Source organism: Achromobacter aegrifaciens (assembly GCF_902859965.1).
GTDB classification, from domain to species: domain Bacteria; phylum Pseudomonadota; class Gammaproteobacteria; order Burkholderiales; family Burkholderiaceae_B; genus Achromobacter; species Achromobacter aegrifaciens.
Genome location: NZ_CADIKO010000003.1, coordinates 78,470 through 94,932, shown reverse-complemented (window position 1 = coordinate 94,932; position 16,463 = coordinate 78,470). Strand labels below are relative to the sequence as shown.

General features: G+C 66.4%; 17 protein-coding genes and 1 tRNA gene. 6 read left to right on the top strand and 12 right to left on the bottom strand.

The window, feature by feature from the left end:
• Window positions 1–93: 93 nt before the first annotated feature.
• The 4 genes from HV793_RS19465 (at window position 94) to HV793_RS19450 (ending at window position 3,248) form a co-directional block, all read left to right on the top strand.
• Window positions 94–792 carry a DUF6776 family protein gene (locus HV793_RS19465; protein ID WP_054457540.1) on the top strand — a complete coding sequence of 233 codons (699 nt, stop codon included), beginning with the start codon at window positions 94–96 and terminating at the stop codon, window positions 790–792.
• 121 nt (window positions 793–913) lie between these two features.
• Window positions 914–2,539, top strand: a complete 1,626-nt coding sequence (locus HV793_RS19460; protein WP_175213805.1) for an FAD-dependent oxidoreductase — start codon at window positions 914–916, stop codon at window positions 2,537–2,539.
• Window positions 2,536–2,763, top strand: a complete 228-nt coding sequence (locus HV793_RS19455) for a hypothetical protein (protein WP_054457542.1) — start codon at window positions 2,536–2,538, stop codon at window positions 2,761–2,763. The genes HV793_RS19460 and HV793_RS19455 overlap by 4 nt, the downstream gene beginning before the upstream one ends.
• Window positions 2,760–3,248 (top strand): MarR family winged helix-turn-helix transcriptional regulator, encoded by a 489-nt coding sequence (locus HV793_RS19450; protein WP_175213804.1) that lies wholly within the window; start codon window positions 2,760–2,762, stop codon window positions 3,246–3,248. The genes HV793_RS19455 and HV793_RS19450 overlap by 4 nt, the downstream gene beginning before the upstream one ends.
• Here HV793_RS19450 and HV793_RS19445 read toward each other — a convergent pair.
• The 6 genes from HV793_RS19445 to HV793_RS19420 form a co-directional block, all read right to left on the bottom strand.
• On the bottom strand, window positions 3,245–3,565 hold the full coding sequence (locus HV793_RS19445) for a 4a-hydroxytetrahydrobiopterin dehydratase (RefSeq protein ID WP_119451434.1): 321 nt from the start codon (window positions 3,563–3,565) through the stop codon (window positions 3,245–3,247). The genes HV793_RS19450 and HV793_RS19445 overlap by 4 nt on opposite strands.
• Before the next feature lie 69 nt (window positions 3,566–3,634).
• Window positions 3,635–4,282, bottom strand: a complete 648-nt coding sequence (locus tag HV793_RS19440) for a YiaD family glycine zipper/OmpA-like lipoprotein (RefSeq protein ID WP_054457545.1) — start codon at window positions 4,280–4,282, stop codon at window positions 3,635–3,637.
• Between the two features lie 233 nt (window positions 4,283–4,515).
• Window positions 4,516–5,832, bottom strand: coding sequence for an MFS transporter (locus HV793_RS19435; protein WP_225589007.1), 1,317 nt, complete (start codon window positions 5,830–5,832; stop codon window positions 4,516–4,518).
• A 41-nt stretch (window positions 5,833–5,873) separates the two neighbouring features.
• Window positions 5,874–7,058, bottom strand: coding sequence for an acetylornithine deacetylase (gene argE, locus HV793_RS19430; RefSeq protein WP_175182156.1), 1,185 nt, complete (start codon window positions 7,056–7,058; stop codon window positions 5,874–5,876).
• Between the two features lie 30 nt (window positions 7,059–7,088).
• Complete coding sequence (locus tag HV793_RS19425; RefSeq protein WP_054457547.1) at window positions 7,089–8,291, bottom strand: pyridoxal phosphate-dependent aminotransferase; 1,203 nt, start codon at window positions 8,289–8,291, stop codon at window positions 7,089–7,091.
• Window positions 8,292–8,333: 42 nt separating this feature from the next.
• Window positions 8,334–9,128, bottom strand: coding sequence for an HpcH/HpaI aldolase family protein (locus tag HV793_RS19420; protein WP_175213803.1), 795 nt, complete (start codon window positions 9,126–9,128; stop codon window positions 8,334–8,336).
• Window positions 9,129–9,293: 165 nt separating this feature from the next.
• On the opposite strand from HV793_RS19420, the gene HV793_RS19415 reads away from it, so the two are divergent.
• A complete protein-coding gene (locus HV793_RS19415; protein WP_054457549.1) occupies window positions 9,294–9,773 on the top strand; it encodes an Lrp/AsnC family transcriptional regulator in 480 nt (159 codons plus the stop codon).
• A 26-nt stretch (window positions 9,774–9,799) separates the two neighbouring features.
• Here the strand turns inward: HV793_RS19415 and HV793_RS19410 are convergent, their stop codons facing one another.
• The 6 genes from HV793_RS19410 to HV793_RS19385 all read right to left on the bottom strand — a co-directional run bounded on the left by HV793_RS19410 (window position 9,800) and on the right by HV793_RS19385 (window position 15,727).
• Window positions 9,800–10,456 (bottom strand): HAD family hydrolase, encoded by a 657-nt coding sequence (locus HV793_RS19410; RefSeq protein WP_175213802.1) that lies wholly within the window; start codon window positions 10,454–10,456, stop codon window positions 9,800–9,802.
• 100 nt (window positions 10,457–10,556) lie between these two features.
• The gene (locus HV793_RS19405; RefSeq protein ID WP_175213801.1) at window positions 10,557–12,989 is read right to left on the bottom strand and encodes a TonB-dependent siderophore receptor; all 2,433 of its coding nucleotides are present in this window, start codon (window positions 12,987–12,989) and stop codon (window positions 10,557–10,559) included.
• 87 nt (window positions 12,990–13,076) lie between these two features.
• Window positions 13,077–14,045: a FecR family protein gene (locus HV793_RS19400; RefSeq protein ID WP_175213800.1), complete on the bottom strand. Its 969-nt coding sequence runs from the start codon at window positions 14,043–14,045 to the stop codon at window positions 13,077–13,079.
• Window positions 14,042–14,557: a sigma-70 family RNA polymerase sigma factor gene (locus tag HV793_RS19395; protein WP_054457552.1), complete on the bottom strand. Its 516-nt coding sequence runs from the start codon at window positions 14,555–14,557 to the stop codon at window positions 14,042–14,044. Before HV793_RS19395 ends, HV793_RS19400 begins: the two co-directional genes overlap by 4 nt.
• Window positions 14,558–14,753: 196 nt before the next feature.
• Window positions 14,754–14,829, bottom strand: a tRNA-Lys gene (locus HV793_RS19390).
• A 151-nt stretch (window positions 14,830–14,980) separates the two neighbouring features.
• Window positions 14,981–15,727, bottom strand: a complete 747-nt coding sequence (locus HV793_RS19385) for a 3-oxoacyl-ACP reductase family protein (protein ID WP_175213799.1) — start codon at window positions 15,725–15,727, stop codon at window positions 14,981–14,983.
• Between the two features lie 115 nt (window positions 15,728–15,842).
• Between HV793_RS19385 and HV793_RS19380 the strand changes: the two genes are divergently transcribed.
• Window positions 15,843–16,460 (top strand): TetR/AcrR family transcriptional regulator, encoded by a 618-nt coding sequence (locus HV793_RS19380; RefSeq protein WP_054457553.1) that lies wholly within the window; start codon window positions 15,843–15,845, stop codon window positions 16,458–16,460.
• Window positions 16,461–16,463 lie beyond the last annotated feature (3 nt).

The following is a 16,463-nucleotide window of genomic DNA, read 5'->3' as shown; positions in this document are numbered from 1 at the left end:
ACGGTCCCGGCTAACGGGGTATTCTCTAGCGCTTTGACCTGCGCGCGCAGCGCGCGGGCGAGCAAACACACAGGAAGTTTTCTAGGAATGGGGATGTTTGGAAGATCGCAACGGGCTGTATTCAAGCCTTCCGTATACCAGCCCGGTCAACGCACGCGCCGCATGCCGCGCTGGCTGGTCCTGCTGCTGGTGGGCATCGCCCTGGGCGCCGGCGGCGTGCTCTTCCTGCAGACCAACTACGGCCCGCAACGCCTGACCGTGGAGCAATCCGAGCAGCTGCACAGCGAACTGAGCACCGCCAACCTGGAGCGCCAGCGCCTGCAAAGCCAGCTTGAGGAAGCCACCCAACAACGCGACGCCAACAAGTCCGGCCATGAAAAGCTGACCGCCGACCTTTCTGAAGCCCGCAGCAAGATTGACACGCTGAACAAGGAACTGGTGCTGTTCCAGGACGCCATGCCCGCCGACCCGCGCGGCGGCAACCTGGGCATCCGCTCGGCCACCTTCAAGCGCGCGCCCGGTCTGCTGGACTACCAGGTGCTGGTCATGCGCGAGGATCGCCAGGGCGCGCCGTTCAAAGGCACCCTGACCTTCTCCATCGACGGCACCTACCCCAACGGCCGCGCCGCCACCGTCACGCCGGAAGGCCCCGCCCTGAACGTCGACCGTTACGACTACGCCCTGGGCCAACTGAAGCTGCCCGACGGTTTCACTGCCAAGGTCGTGGTGCTGCGCGTGCTGGACGGCGCCCAGAAGCAGCAGGCGATGCGCATCTATTACGTGCGCAACTGATAGATACGCCGCGCCCGAAGACCCGCCCTGATCCGGCGGGTTTTTTTTGCCCCAAAAATATAGTTGCGCGCGCAACCTCTTAAGCATATAGTTGCGCAAACAACCAATTTCTGGAGACAGCATGCCGCTCCCCGCGCACGTTCCCGTCCTTATCGCCGGCGGCGGCCCCGTCGGCCTGACGCTGGCCGCCCTGCTTGCCGAATACGGCATCCCCTCGCTGACCCTGGAGGCCGACGACGACTATTGCAGCGGCAGCCGCGCCATCTGCATCTCGCGGCGGTCGCAGGAAATCATGGGCTGGGTCGGCGCCGACCGGCCCCTGACCGCCACCGGTCTGGCCTGGACCGGCGGCCGCAGCTACTTCCGCAACAGCGAAGTCCTGCATTTCGAGATGCCGCACGATCCGCTGCAGCGCTACGCGCCCATGGTCAACATCCAGCAATACGCCGTCGAGGAGTACGCCCATCAGGCCATGCAGCGCCATCCGGCGCTGGCCGAGCTGCGCTGGTCGGCGCGGCTTGCCGGCCTGAGCGCCGACGCGGACGGCGTCACGGCTGAAGTGGACATCGAAGGCGGCCGCCAGACCGTGCGCGCCGATTGGCTGATCGCCTGCGACGGCGGCCGCAGCACCGTACGCGAGGCCATGGGCCTGAAGCTGGAAGGCATGCAGTACGAAGGACGCTACGTGATCGTGGACATCGAACAGGAGTCCAGCCGCCCCGTGGAGCGCCTGGCCTGGTTCGATCCGCCTTCCAATCCCGGCTCTACCCTGCTCATGCACCGCCAGCCCGGCAACGTGTGGCGGGTGGACTACCAGATCCGCGACGACGAGGACCCCGAAGAGGCCGTAAAGCCCGAGAACGTGCTGCCCCGCGTGCAAAGCCATCTGGACATGATCGGCGAAACCGCGCCTTGGAAGCCGCTGTGGATCTCCATCTACAACGCCAAGTGCCTGACCTTGGAAAACTACCGCCACGGACGCGTGCTGTTCGCCGGCGACGCCGCCCACCTGGTGCCGATCTTCGGCGTGCGGGGCCTGAACTCGGGACTGGACGATGCCGGCAACCTGGCCTGGAAGCTGGCCTGGGTGCTGCGAGGCCAGGCTCCCGACAGCCTGCTGGACAGCTACAGCGTGGAGCGCGTCCACGCCACCCGCCAGAACCTGACCTATGGCGCCAAGAGCACCGAATTCATGGCCCCGCCGGACTTCGGATTCCGCCTGATGCGCGAGGCCGCCCTGCGCCTGGCGCTGACGGATGAGCGGGTGCGCCAGCTGATCAACCCGCGGCAATCGGCGCCCATCTCCTACGATGCCTCGCCGCTGAACCTGGATGATGGCGCGCCGCAGGCCGGCGTAACCGCCGCGCCCGGCCAGCCCGCGCCCGAATCGCTGCTGCATGATCGCGGCGCGCCGCTGCATCTCAGCGCGTGCTTTGGCGCCGGCTTCGTCGCGCTGGCGCTGGCTCCCGACACCGCTCTGGCGGCCGAACTGGACGCCCTGGCCGCCGCCACCCGCAACTCGCCCCAGCCGCTGCGCGTGCTGAAGACGGGCGATGATGCCTTGCAGGACCCGCACGGGCAGCTACGCCAGCGCTACGGCGCGCAAGCCGGCGCCGTCTACCTGCTGCGGCCTGACGGCTACGTGCTGGGACGCTGGATTGCCCCCTCGGCCGCCACCCTGCGCGCCGCGCTCAAGCCCTACTACCCCTCGATCGCACTGGACGCGCACAAGGAAGAGCTAGCATGAACAACGATGAACTGGACCAGGTCTATACCGCCATGGCGCAGACCCTGACGCGCGTCGGCGAAGAACAGGCGTCGCTCTTCCTGTCGATCCTGAGCCTGTCGCTGCTGGCCCGCGTGAGCGATGCGCGCGACGCCGCCGCGCTGCTGGCCCAGGCGGAAGCCGCCTGCCTGGCCAACGGCCCTGTGGCACACTATCCCGCCTCCGCCCCTGCCCGCCCGACGTGAAACAGCCCGCCCTGGAACGATTCCTGACCTACCGCCTGCACGTGCTCAACAAGATCACGGACAGGGACACGAATCGCGCCTATCTGGAAGAATGCGGGATTCCTCTGGGCGAGGCGCGCTGCCTGGCGGCCATCGGCCGCTACGCGCCCTTGTCGGTCAACGATCTGGCGCTGGCGGCCAATCTGAACAAGGGCCAGGCCAGCCGCTCAGCACAGGCGCTGGTGGACCGCGGCCTGGTGGAAAAGACCATGTCCGCCTCGGATGGACGCGGCGTGGTGCTGGCGCCCACCCCGGAAGGCCTGGTGCAATACCAGCGCGTCATCGACCTGATCGCCCGCCGCAATGAAGAGATCTTCGGCTGCCTCAGCGCCGACGAGCAGCTCCTGCTGGGCGACATGCTGGACCGCGTGAACAGCCATTTGCAGCCCGACGCGGACGGCTCGGAAGAGCCGCTCCCGCCCACGCCGCCAGGAAACGCGCCCTAAGCCTTGGGCGCGGTGGCGCCCAATTGCGCTGCCGCCTCGTCCATGAACTGCGCCATGCGCACATCCAGCTCGGTCACGCCGCCGGCGTCGTGGGTGGTCAAGGTCACGTCCACGCGGTTGTAGACGTTGGTCCATTCCGGATGATGATTCAGCTTCTCCGCAAACATGGCGACGCGCGTCATGAAGCCGAATGCCGCATTGAAATTGGGAAAGCGGAAACGCTTTTCGATGGCGTCGCGCATCGCCACGGCCTGCCAGCCAGACAGGGCGGCCACGGCGGTATCGGTGCCGATGCGGGCGGGAGGGAACATGCTCATGACGGACTCCAAAAAAAACGGGCGGCGGCGCGTTGCGCCAGCCGCCTCGGACACTGGGCTGGCCCAGGTTTACTGCTGGACCGCGTACAGGTAGATCTCCACCCGGCGGTTCAGCGCGCGGCCTTCGGCGGTCGCATTGTCGCCGATCGGATCGTTCGGCCCGCGGCCCTCGACCGTCAGGCGGCCCGCTGCCACGCCCTGCTTGCTGAGGTAGTCGGTCACGCTCTTGGCGCGGTTGACCGACAGGGTCTGGTTATGCGCCAGGGCGCCCGTGCTGTCCGTATGGCCGACCACCTTGGCCCGCAGTTCAGGATGCTGGTTGAGCGAGCGCGCCACGCTGTCCAGCACCGGCAACAGCGCGGGTTTGAGCTGCGTCTTGTCGGTATCGAACGACACGCCGCTGGGAATGTTGACCTTGAGACTGCCGTCGGGCATTTCGACCACGTCGATGCCCAGCGACGAAGCGCCCGACTTCTGCACGTCTTCCTTGACGACCTTCCAGTTGTAGCCAACCAGGCCGCCCGCCACCGCGCCGATGCCGGCGCCGATGGCCGCGCCCTTGCCGTGGCCGATCAAGGCGCCGATGCCGGCGCCGATCGCCGCCCCCGCGCCCGTGCCCACGGCGGTATTGGTCTGCTGCTGCGTGGCGCATCCCGCCAGCAATGCACCCGCCGCCGCAACGACTGCGATCCGGTTGAATATTGTTCTTGAGCTCATGGCAACCTCCACTTATTCCGTCGGTGTGCCGGATCATTCCGGCCAGACCATGCTAGCAAGCACACGAAGGGAGGCAGGCAACATTTTGTACTATCAGGAAGGTCCTCAAGATAGTGCAGCCGCGCTGTGGAACACGGCCGCAGCCTGGGCGGAAAGACGCTCAGGCCCGCAACAATGGGCTACATTCCATCCGCCGCCAGCCGGCCTCCGATGCGAAGGCCGGCGCCCGGCGCCTAACGCTGCTGGAACGTCCGGCGCGCCACGTTCAGCGACACCATCGCCATGAGCGCAATGGCCAGCAGGTAATAGCTGGGCGACAGCTTGGAGTCGGTGGTCGCGATCAGCCAGGTCAGGATGAATGGCGCGAAGCCGCCAAAGATCGTCACTGCAATGTTGTAGCCCAGGGACAGGCCAGTGGTGCGCACCTGCACGGGGAAGATGGCGGACATCAGCGCCGGCATGGGCGCGAAATACGCCGTCGCCAGGATGCCCAGGATGACCTGGACGATCATCAAAACGCCCACCGTCGGATACGACACCAGCAGATAGAACAAGGGATAGCACAGCAGCGCGGTCGAAAGGGCCGCGGCCATCATGATGCGCGCGGGTCCAATGCGGTCGGCCAGCGCGCCGACGAAGGGCGCGCCTACCGTCATGATGACGCCCGTGACCAGCGTCGCCAGAAAACCGATGGTAGGCGGCAGACCCAACTGGCGGATAGAGTACGTAGGCATGTACAGGGCCAGGTAGTTGCCCACCGAGCCCAGCGCCACGAAGCCAACGGTAACCAGCAGCCGCAGCTTCTGCCCCGCGAACATGTCGCTCAGCGGCGAAGCCGATGCCTCTGCCGCGCTGAACTCCGGCGTTTCATCCATGTGATGGCGGATGTAGTAGCCCACCGGCGCGATCAGCAGGCCGAACACGAACGGAATGCGCCAGCCCCAGCTTTCCAGCTGGGCCTGGGTCAGCGTCGCGTTGAGCACCGCGCCGAACAAGGCGGCCAGCAGGATCGCCGCGCCCTGGCTGGCGACCTGCCAGCTGGCGTAATAGGCGCGCCGGTCCGGCGCATATTCAATGAGGAAGGCCGTGGCGCTGCCGAACTCCCCGCCCGCCGAAAAGCCCTGGATCAGCCGGGCGACCAGGATGATGATCGATGCGGCCACGCCGATCTGCGCATGCGTGGGGACCACCACGATGATCAGCGTGCCTATCATCATCAGGAAAATGGACGCCGTCAGCGCCGCCTTGCGGCCCGCCCGGTCGGCATAGCTGCCCAACACGATGGCGCCCAGCGGCCGCATCAGGAACGACACGCCGAAGGTGGCCAGCGCCAGCAACAGCGAGGAGCTCTCGCTGGCGGACGGAAAGTACAGCTTGGCGATGATCAGCGCGAAGGTGCCATACGCGATCATGTCGAACCACTCCAGCGCATTGCCGATGGACGCGGCGATCACCGCGCGCCGCGCCTGGGCGCGCCGGTCGCCTGCCGGCGCCGCCTTGCTGCGGCCGGCGGCGGCCGCATTCCACGTTGTCTTCTCCGAATAAGCCATTTTTCCCTCTGTTATTTTCTAAAAATTAACGATCGATCAACTCATTGGCCGGTCATCGCAAGATGGCCCGCCAGCTTTTCCATGAACTGTTCGCACAGGCCGATCTGCGACAGCGCGACATACTCGTCCGGCCGGTGCGCCTGCTGCAGATTGCCGGGACCGCAAATGACCGCCGTCATGCCGGCCCGCTGGAACAGGCCGGCCTCCGTGCAATACGCCACCTTCTCGGTGCCGCGCGCGCCAGTCAGCGCCTGCGCCAACCGCGCAATCTCGGCGGTGGCGGCGGTATCGAAACCGGGCACCTCGGCCAGCGCTTCCAGCTCGATGTCGGCCTGCGGGTTCTCCGCCTTGATGCGGTCGCGCAGCTCGCCAGTGATGTAGCGGCGCAAACCGCCGATCACATCTGGCGCCAGCACGCCCGGGATGGTGCGGAATTCGAACTCGAACTGGCAACGGTCCGGGATCGTGTTGACGGACAAGCCGCCCGAGATCGTGCCGGTGTTGGCCGTGGTGTACGGCACCTCGAAGTCCTGGTCGAAAGGGCCGTTCTGGCGATGGGCGTCGGCCATGTCGCGGATGTGGCAGATGGCGCGCGCCGCATATTCGATCGCGTTGACGCCGCGCGGCGTCAACGAAGAATGCGCGGCATGCCCATGCACGGTGCAGCGGTACAGATTGCTGCTCTTGTGGGCGGAAATGACGCGCATCTCGGTGGGCTCGCCCACGATGCAGCTATCGGGGCGGATATCCAGCTTGGCCAATTCACGCAGCATGATGTCCGCCCCCAGGCAGCCGACCTCCTCGTCATAGCTCAGCGCCAGATGCAGCGGCACGCGCAAACGCCGCGACGTGAACGACGGCAGCATGGCCAGCGCGGTTCCGATGAAGCCCTTCATGTCGCAAGTGCCGCGGCCATATAGGCGGCCATCGCGCACCTCGGGCGCGAACGGATCGCTGCTCCAGGCCTGGCCGTCCACCGGCACGACGTCGGTATGGCCGGACAGCACCACCCCGCCCTGGGTGCCGCCGTCCGCGGCAGGCACGGTCACGAAAAGATTCGCCTTCTTGCCGTCGGCGTTGTAGATCAATCGGGGCGCCAGACCGGTCGCGGCCAGGTGGTCGCGCACCGTTTCGATCAAGCCCAGATTGGACAGGCGGCTGGTCGTGTCGAAACGCACCAGCCGTTCTATCCATTCCAGGGAACGGGGAAGCTCTGCAGTATTCATGGGTCGTACCCTAAGGTTGAGGCCTGGCGCTCACGCAGCCTTGCTCCGCGCCGCGTCCAGAAAGCGCGCCAGTCTAGCCACGCCTTCATCCAGGCGCTCGTGCGCGCTGGCATAGCACCAGCGCAGATAGCCCTCGCCCTCGGGACCGAACGCCATGCCCGGCGCCAGGCCCAGCCCGCCGCGCACGACCAGATCCTTGCAGAACGCCAGGCTGTCCGACACGCCCCGAATGCGGAAGAAGGTGTACATCGCCCCCGGCGCCGCACCCGCGAGTTCAACCCCGGGCACCTGCGACAGCTTCGACGCCAGATGGTCGCGCGCCAGCCGCAGCCGCTGCACGGTACGCGCGATGACGGGCTCGCCCTGTTCAAGCGCGCAAAGCGCGGCGGTCTGCACGAAACCCGGCGTGCAGGTGTTGCTGTATTCGATCAGCTTGCCGATTTCCGGCAGCAGCCCGCGCGGCACCACGACCCAGCCCACGCGCCAGCCGGTCATCAGCCAGGCCTTGGAGAACGAATTGCAGCTGACCACCCGGTCGTCCGGCGCAGCAATGTCCAGGAAGGTGGGCGCCACCGCGCCTTCGTAGTAGTAGCGTTCATACACGTCGTCGGAAATGATCCAGATGCCGTGCTTGCGGCAGTGCTCCAGCACCGCGCGCTGCTGCTCGGCGGTCATCACCCAGCCCGTCGGGTTGTTCGGCGAATTCACCAGAAGCGCTCGCACGTCCGGCGTCAGGACGCTGAGCAAGGCGTCCAGGTCCAGGCGCCAGCCACTCTCGGAGAACGACAGCGCAACCGTCGTCACGCGCGCCCCCAGCACCTTGGGCATTTCCACCAGGTTGGGCCACAAGGGCGTCACGGCGACCACGTGATCGCCCGCGCCCACGATGGCCTGCACGGCCGTCATCAGCGCCGACGTGCCCGAGCTGGTGACTGCGATGTTGTCCACATCACGTTGACCGTGCAGCCCGCTCACATACCCGGCCAGGCGTTCGCGCAACGCAGGCACGCCCAGCGTCTGTACATAGAAGGTCTGCCCGGAAGCGATGTGGGCGATGGCCGCGTCGCGGAACGCGGGCGGCGTCTGCTCATCGGGTTCGCCGAACCAGAAGGGCAGCACGTCGGCGCGGCCCATGCCCGCATTGGCGACTTCGCGGATTTGCGACGAACGCAAGCTCTGCACGCTGGCGCGCGCGCTCGCCGTGACGCCGCCGGTAGATACTGCTGTATTCATGCCTGTTCCTGACTTGCCAGTAGATTGAGATCGCGCCGCCACTCAGCGGCATGCCTCGCTGAACTGCGCGCGCGCCTGGCGGGCGCCGCGGGCCAGCCAGGCCACATCCGAGTGCAGCGCAATGAATTGCACGCCCAGCTTGCGGTAACGCGCGGCCTCTTCGGGATCGTTGGCGAAAATGCCGACCGCCTTGCCCGCCGTGCGGCCGGCGTCGATCACGCGGCCCACGGCCTCGCGCACCTCGGCGTGGGCCATGTCGCCCAGCCGGCCCAGGCTGGCGGCCAGGTCGGCGGTGCCGACGAACAGGCAGTCCGCCCCAGGCAGCGCGGCAATGGCTGCCACGTTGCGTACCGCCTGCGCCGATTCGATCTGCAGGATCGCGCAGGCCTGCTCATTGGCCCGCCTGACGTAGGAAGGGTCCTGCCCGTACATGCCGGCCCGCACCAGCCCCGCCACGCCGCGCACGCCGCCATTGCCTTCGCACGGAAAGCGCATGGCCGCGATGGCGCGGCCCGCGTCCTCGGCCGTGTCGATGTTCGGGAAAATGATCGTCTGGGCGCCGCAATCCATCGCGCGCTTCACCAGCGCGGCATCGTTCACCGTCACGCGCACGACCGGATACGCGGCGGCGCCATGCGCGCGTGCCGCGTCGATGGCCTGCAATTGCGCCGTCAGGCCCGCCATGTCGTTGGGCGCATGCTCCATGTCGACGACCAGCCAGTCGAAGCCGCAATGCGCAATCGCCTCGGCCACGGCCGGGCTCGCCAGGGTCAGCCAGCACCCCTCGGAAGGCTCCAGGGCCAACAGCTTCTTGCGTATCGGATTCGGATCTTTCATGTCTGCTCCATAGTGTTCAAACGGGGAGCATTCATGACGTCGACGCCCCCTCCAGCAATCGAACAAAGATACCGGAGCGGAATCGCGAATATTTCCGAATTTTCGACGCGAATGTGTAATATTTTGGATTGAAATTAGCGAAACCTTCAATTTCTTGGAAAAATCGTGCAAAGCAAGAATTTCGATCCCACGGACCTGCAGATCCTGGCCGCCTTGCAGGTCGACGGACGGCTTTCCAGCGCCGATCTGGCCGAGCGCGTTTCGCTCACCCCCTCCCCCTGCTGGCGACGCGTCAAGCGCCTGGAGGACGAGGGCGTGATCCGCGGCTACCGGGCCGAGGTCGACGTCAAGAAGCTCGGCTTCGGCGTAACCGCGTTCGTCTGGATTTCGCTGGACATGAAGGGCGCCGAACACGTCAAGGCGTTCGAGGACGCCATCAAGGACGTGCCGGAGGTGCTGACCTGCCATTGCGTGTCGGGCCGCTACGACCATCAGCTAACGGTCATCGCCCGCGACCTCGACGCGTTCGGCGACCTGGCGCGCTATGTGCTTGGCGCCCTGCCCGGCGTGAAGGAGGTCTACACCTCCTTCGTGCTGAAAGAGGTCAAGGGGTTGGGGGATGCGATTTCATTGCCGGCGGACTGACGCACGGCATCCACGGCGGCCAGCCATCAGGCCGCGTTGAACCGCGCAAGCCACGGCAACGCCGCTTCCAGCCGGGGGGACTCCAGCTCCGGCTGCGCCGCGCCTTCAGGCAGCGTCAGCCCCACCCGGTTGTGCCAATACGTGCGCAGGCCCACCTTGCTGGTGCCGAACATGTCGTAGCCGGAGCCCGCGACGAACGCGGCCTCGGACGGCTGCACCTGCAATCGGGCCAAGGCCAGCTCATAGGGGCGCGGGTCAGGCTTGTAGTAGCCCGCCTCCTCCGACGTCACCACCACGTCCCAGTCCACGCCCAGCAAACCGGCGGCGCGCTGCCCCAGACGGGCGGAACAGTTGGTGACCACGGCCAGGCGGCAATGCGGCCGCAAGGCCTGCAGCAATTCACGGGCGCCATCCCAGGCGGGCAGCTCGTCCCAGCCCGCCTCCAACGCGGCGGCCGCCGCCGCCGGCAGGCCGACCGCGGACGCGGCCTCCTGCACCAGGCGCTCATAGGGTTGATAGGCGCCGCAGCCATAAGTTCGGCGCAGGTACTCCGCGCGCCAGGCGCGTCCGGCGGCCTCGGAGCCGGCGGCGCGGTTCCATACGGTCCAGGAATCGAGCAAGGCCGTCAGCAGGTCGAACAACACGGCCCGGGGATAGGCGGGTACTGCGGCGGGACTGGACATGCGCGGCTCTCTCGGGTGGGTACGGACCCACTATAAAGAGCAACGCAGCCGCTGTGGTTCAACCTGCGTTTACCCAGAATTAAGCCTGAACTTAATCGTGCTACCAGCGGTACGCCACCCGCGCCATGATGGTCCGCTCCAGACCGTAATAGCAGTTGGTCACGCTGTCGCACGCCGCCACATAGCGCTTGTCGAACAGGTTGCTGGCGTTCAGCGAGAACTGGTAGCTCCCCATGTCGTAGCGCAGCGCCGCGTCCACCAGCGTGTAGGCAGGCACATGCACCGCATCCGGAATGTCATTGGTCGACCCCATGTAGCGCACGCCCGCGCCGAACCACAGGCCGGCCAGCGGCCCCGTCGCCGACAGGCGGTAATCGGCCCACAGCGACGCCATGTGATCGGGAATGTAGGGCGGACGCTTGCCCAGGTTGACCGCCGTCCGCGCCGCCTTGGTCACCTTGACGTCGTTGTAGGTGTAGGACGCCAGCACGTTCAACTGCGGCGTGACTTCCCAGGTGCCTTCCAGCTCGATGCCGCGCGAACGGATTTCGCCGGTCTGCACGCTGAAGCCGGGATGGGCCAGGTCCGCGGTCGACACATTGGTCTGCCGCAGGTCAAAGAGCGAGACCTGCGCGAAGCTGCGGGCGCCCGCCGGCTGATACTTCAGGCCGATCTCATACTGCTTGCCGCGCGTGGGCTCGAATGGCGTGCCGCCGTAGCCCGCGCCCGCCACCGGCTCGAAAGACTCGGTATACGACGCGTAAGGCGCCAGGCCGTTGTCGGCCAGGTAAACCAGCCCGACCTTGCCGCTGAATTGTTCGTCGTTGCTGCGGGTCGTGGTTTCCACGCCGGTGCGCAGGATCGTCTCGCCCGTGGTGGAACGCGCCCAATCGTAGCGGCCGGCCAGTTGCAGCACCCATTTGTCGTAGAACTTGATCTGGTCCTGCGCATACAGGCCGAACTGCCGGCGCACCTGATTGGTATCGTTGGACGCCTGCGGTGTCGCGCCGGGGAACGGCCGCCCATACACCGGGTCCCACACATTGATCGGATCCACCGCGGCCGTGCGCAAGCCGTAGAGCCGGTCAAAGCGCGATTCCTGATAATCCGCGCCCAGCAGCAGCGTGTGCGCCACCGGCCCATGCGCAAGATTGAACTGCGCCTGGTTGTCCAGCGTGAACAGGTGGAAGCCCTCTTTGCTGACCAGCGAAATGCGGCGCAGGTCGGTGTAGGGTTCACGCGTCTGCACCCAGCCTCCGTTCGCCCCCAGGCTGCGGTAATCGACGTCCAGCGTGGAATAGCGCAGGTTCTGGCGCAGCGTCAGCTGGTCGTTGACCCGATGCTCGGCCAGGTAGCCGATCTGCGCCTTGCGCCGATCGGTCTGGTCGAAGGTCGGGTCACCCGTGAAAAAGTCCACCGGAATATGGCCGTTGGCGACCGGCCAGAGCGTGCCCGCAGCGGGCAGGAAGTTGGCCGTATTGCCCGTGCGATCGTGCTGGTACTGCGCGAGCAGCGTGATCGAGGTCGCCGCGCTGGGCTTCCAGGTCAGCGACGGCGCCAGTAGGACGCGGTCGTCATCGACGTGGTTGGTCTGCGTGCCGCCCTCGCGCCCCACCGCCGTCAGGCGGTAAAGCCACTGGCCCGCATCGTCCAAGGGACCGGTGAAGTCGCCGGAGAGCTGCTTGCGGTCGAAGCTGCCGTACTGCACCGCCAGTTCGCCGCTGCGCGTATCCAGCGGACGCTTGCTGACCTGGTTGACCAGCCCGCCCGGCACGGTCTGCCCGTACAGCACGGACGAAGGACCGCGCAGGACTTCCAGACGTTCCAGCGTGTAGGGGTCGACCTCCCAGCCGCCGTAACCGCCCGAGTAGGCCAGCTTCAGGCCGTCCAGATACTGACCGTTGTTGGCGACGTTGAAGCCGCGCACATAGTAGGTGCCGCGGCGCGTGTCGTAGATGGGTTCGGTGCGCACCCCTGCGCTATAGCGCAAGGCCTCGTCCACGCGGCTGACGCCCTGCGCCGCCATCTGCGCCTGGGTGATGACGCTGATCGACTGCGGTGTCTCGATCAGCGGCGTGTCGGTCTTGGTGGCGGTCGCGCTGTTACGCGCGACATAGCCGTCGACCGGTCCCCAGGCCTGCTCGCCGCTGCCGTGCACCGTGATCGGCTCCAGCGTGCTGGCGGCAGCGCCGGACGCGCGCCGAATCGTATAGCCTGCCTCGCCGCGCGCAATCGCCTCCAGCCCGGTGCCTGCCAACAAGCCGGCGAACGCCTCCCTGGGCGCCACCGTGCCTGACAGGCCCGGGCTTTGCAGCCCGGCAGTCAACGCCGGATCGAACGACAGGATCAGGCCGGCCTGCTCGGCGTAGCGATTCAGCGCGGGAGCCAGAGGACCGGGCGCCACGTTGACCGTGCGGGCAACTGCCGCAACGGACGCATTCGACGACTGCCCCCAGACGGGATGAACTGCGGCCAGCGCGGCCGCGGCGGACAGCGCGCGCAAGATACGCACTGTGAACTTGGAATGACTCATGAGCGGACGACCCTCTCCAGATTGATGGCTACTCATGAGTCATGACGAAGCAAACCGCGACAGGGACAGCGGAATGCAGATTTTTTTTCAACGACGCTGCACCAGCACCAGCCAGGACGTGTATCGGTTGACCGTGATGGGGAGGCTGGCCGCCAGCGATGCCAGGGCCTGATCGGGCGCTTCCAGCGGGAATACGCCCGACACGCGCAGGCCATCCAGAGAACCCGCGTCGTACTGCAGGCGCCCCTTGCGGTAGCGGCTCAGCTCCGCCAGTACATCGGCCAGTGGCTGGTTATCCACCACCAGGCTGTGCCGTGTCCAGGCTAGCGCCTGTTCTGCGTCTACTGGTTCAACCTCGCCGACTTGGCCCGCGCCCATGCGCACGCGCTGCCCCGCCGCCAGATCGGCGCACACCGGCGCGGGAGCCTGAGCGCAGGCCCGCACACGGGATTCCTGCACGACCACATCCGTATGGCCGTCGCCGCGCCGCACCGCATAACGCGTGCCCAGCGCCTGCGCCGTGCCGTCCGGCGTCTGCACCACGAAGGGCCGTCCCGCGTCCTCGTGCGCCACGTCGACGAGGATCTCTCCTTGCCGCAAGGTGATCAGCCGTTGCCGGGCATCGAAGCGCACGTCGATCGCCGAATCGCTGTTCAAGGTAATGCGGCTGTGGTCGTCCAGTTCGATGACGCGCCACTCGCCGACTCCGCTGCGGTGATCGGCCAGCAGCCAGGCCGGCGGCGCCATGCGCCACAGGCCGGCCCCACACACCAGCAATGCCAGCGCGGCCGCTCCCAGTGCGCGGCGGCCGGTACGCGGCTTGCGGTCGGCCTGCTCCAGGATGCGGCGGGCTGCCGCAGGCGAATCGAAGGCCGCGGCCCGGTCGAAACTTCCCCAAAGATCCTCAAGCCGGCGATAGACCCGTTCGTGCTCGGGATCCGCGGCCCGCCACCGCAGACAGGCTTCGCGGTCGGCGTCGCTCGCGCACTCATCGCGCAAGGTGGCCATCCATTGGGCCGCGTCCGTCACGACGCAAGGAATAGCGTCTGCCTTCACGCCGCCTCCATCACCAAGTAGCAATGGGCAAGCGCGCGCGCGACATACTGCTTCACCATGCTGGAAGAGACGCCCAGTTCGACCGCGATCTCGCCGTAGTTCCATCCCTCCAGCCGATGCAGCAGAAAGGCGCTGCGCGGCTTGGCGGGCAAGGCATCGAGCATGCGCGCCAGTTCCGCCAGGATCTCGACGGTTTCAAGCAACTGTTCGGGAGCGGGCGAGGTCTCGCCACCATGCAGGATGGCCCAGCTTTCCAGGCAAACCGCCTCAAGCTTGCGCCGCCGTGCGTCGTCGATCACCAGCCGGGTGGCGGTCGTCGTGAGGTAGGCGCGCGGCGTCCTGATCGCCGCCAGATCGTCGCGGCCGATCAACCGCACAAAGGTGTCCTGCGCGAAATCAGCCGCGTCGCAGGACGAGCCCAGCTTGCGGCGCAGCCACCCGACCAGCCAGCCATGATGATCGCTGTACCAGGTCAACAAGGCCGCGTGGCGGGCGGTATCGGGAGCGGACATGGTGCGCGCGAGGAAATACTGGAATAAGAATGATTAGCAATCATATCAAAGTCCATGCCCCGCCATCGCGCTTTTTCCACCGCTGCGCGGATGCGTTTTCCCTACACCCGGCGATTCACGCAGCCTGCCCTGACATCAGCTTGACGCGGCAAAAACAAAAGGCCGTTGACGATGACGTCAACGGCCTTTGAAATTCTGGTGGGCTGTGAGTGGCTCGAACACTCGACCTACGGATTAAGAGTCCGCTGCTCTACCAACTGAGCTAACAGCCCTGCAACTTCACTCAGTCTCGTCCGCTTTGCTGCGCGTTGTTTAGTCCGCTGCCGCTGCGTTTCGTTATGTGTGTAGTGCGAAGAAGCAAGATTATATGCAGCTTTTTTGGTTTGTGCAAGTCAGGTGGAAAAAACTTTTTCCAGACCGGCCTCAAGCCGCAAATCCGCCGTCCACCGCCAGGCTCGCACCCGTGACGTAGCGCCCTTCCGGCCCGGCCAGGAACGCCACCATGCCGGCGATGTCACGCGCTTCGCCGTAGTGCGGCAAGGACAGCACCGCCACCAGATCCTCCGCATGCGCGCCGTCGGCGGGATTCATGTCGGTGTCGATCGGGCCGGGGTGCACTACGTTGGCGGTGATGCCACGTGCGCCCAGGTCGCGCGCCAGGCCCTGGGTCAGGCCGACCAGCGCGGACTTGCTGGCGGCATACAGCGCGACACCTGCGCGGCCCGCGCGGCCTGCCAGGCAGCTGCCGATGTTGATGATGCGTCCGCCGTCCGGCATGGACGCCTGTGCCGCCTGGATGGCGACGAAGGGCGCGCGCACGTTGATGTCCATGGTGCGTTCGTAGTCGTCGAGGCTGGTCTCGCCTATCGCGCCGGTCAGGAAGATGCCGGCGTTGTTGACCAGCACGTCGATGGGGCCCAGCTCGGCGATGGCCCGGTCGACCGCGCCGCGGACTGCGGACGCGTCTGCCGCATCTGCCTGGATGGCGAGCGCGCGGCGCCCGTCCACCGACAGTTCACGCGCCAGCGCCTGCGCACCGGCGGCCGAGGAGGCGCTCACGTAAGTGAACGCCACGTCGGCGCCATCGGCTGCAAGGCGGCGCACGATGGCGGCCCCGATACCCCGGCTGCCGCCGGTGACGAAGACAATTTTTCCAGTCAGATTCGGCATTGCGATACCCATATTTGTAGTGATCAGTACAAATATATTCGCCGAGCCCTCCATCGCCCGTCAACTATTTTTTTATCAATCACCACAAAAATCCCTGCCGGGTAAAATCACGCCTATGGCAGAACGTGGGCGCCCCAGGAACTTCGACCGTGCCCAGGCCTTGCGCAAGGCCATGGACGTCTTCTGGTCGAAGGGATATGACGGAGCATCGCTGACCGACCTCACGGCGGCGATGGGCATCAATTCGCCCAGCCTCTATGGCGCATTCGGCTCAAAGGAAGGACTATTCCGCGAAGCGGTGGAGCTCTACCGCGAGACCGAGGGTGGCTCGGCCCGGCGTGCGCTGCAAGAAGCGCCCACGGCGCGCGAAGCCATCCAGTCCATGCTGCTGGCGTCCGCCGAACGCTTCACCGCTCCCGGCACGCCCTCGGGCTGCATGATCGTGCTGAGCGCGCCGGCAGGCTGCGTAAATCCGGCCGGCGTGGGCGACTTCCTGGGCGACAACCGCCGCGACATGCAAAGCCGCATCCTGGCCCGCCTCAATGCCGGCGCCTCGCATGGCGAACTGCCGGCCGGCGCCGACCTCAAGAGCCTGGCCGCCTTCTACACCACCGTGCTGCACGGCATGTCGATCCAGGCGCGCGACGGCGCCAGCCGCAAGACCTTGCAAGCCGTGGCCAGACAGGCAATGAGAGCCTGGGACGCGCTGACCGAAAGCATACCCAACGGATAACGT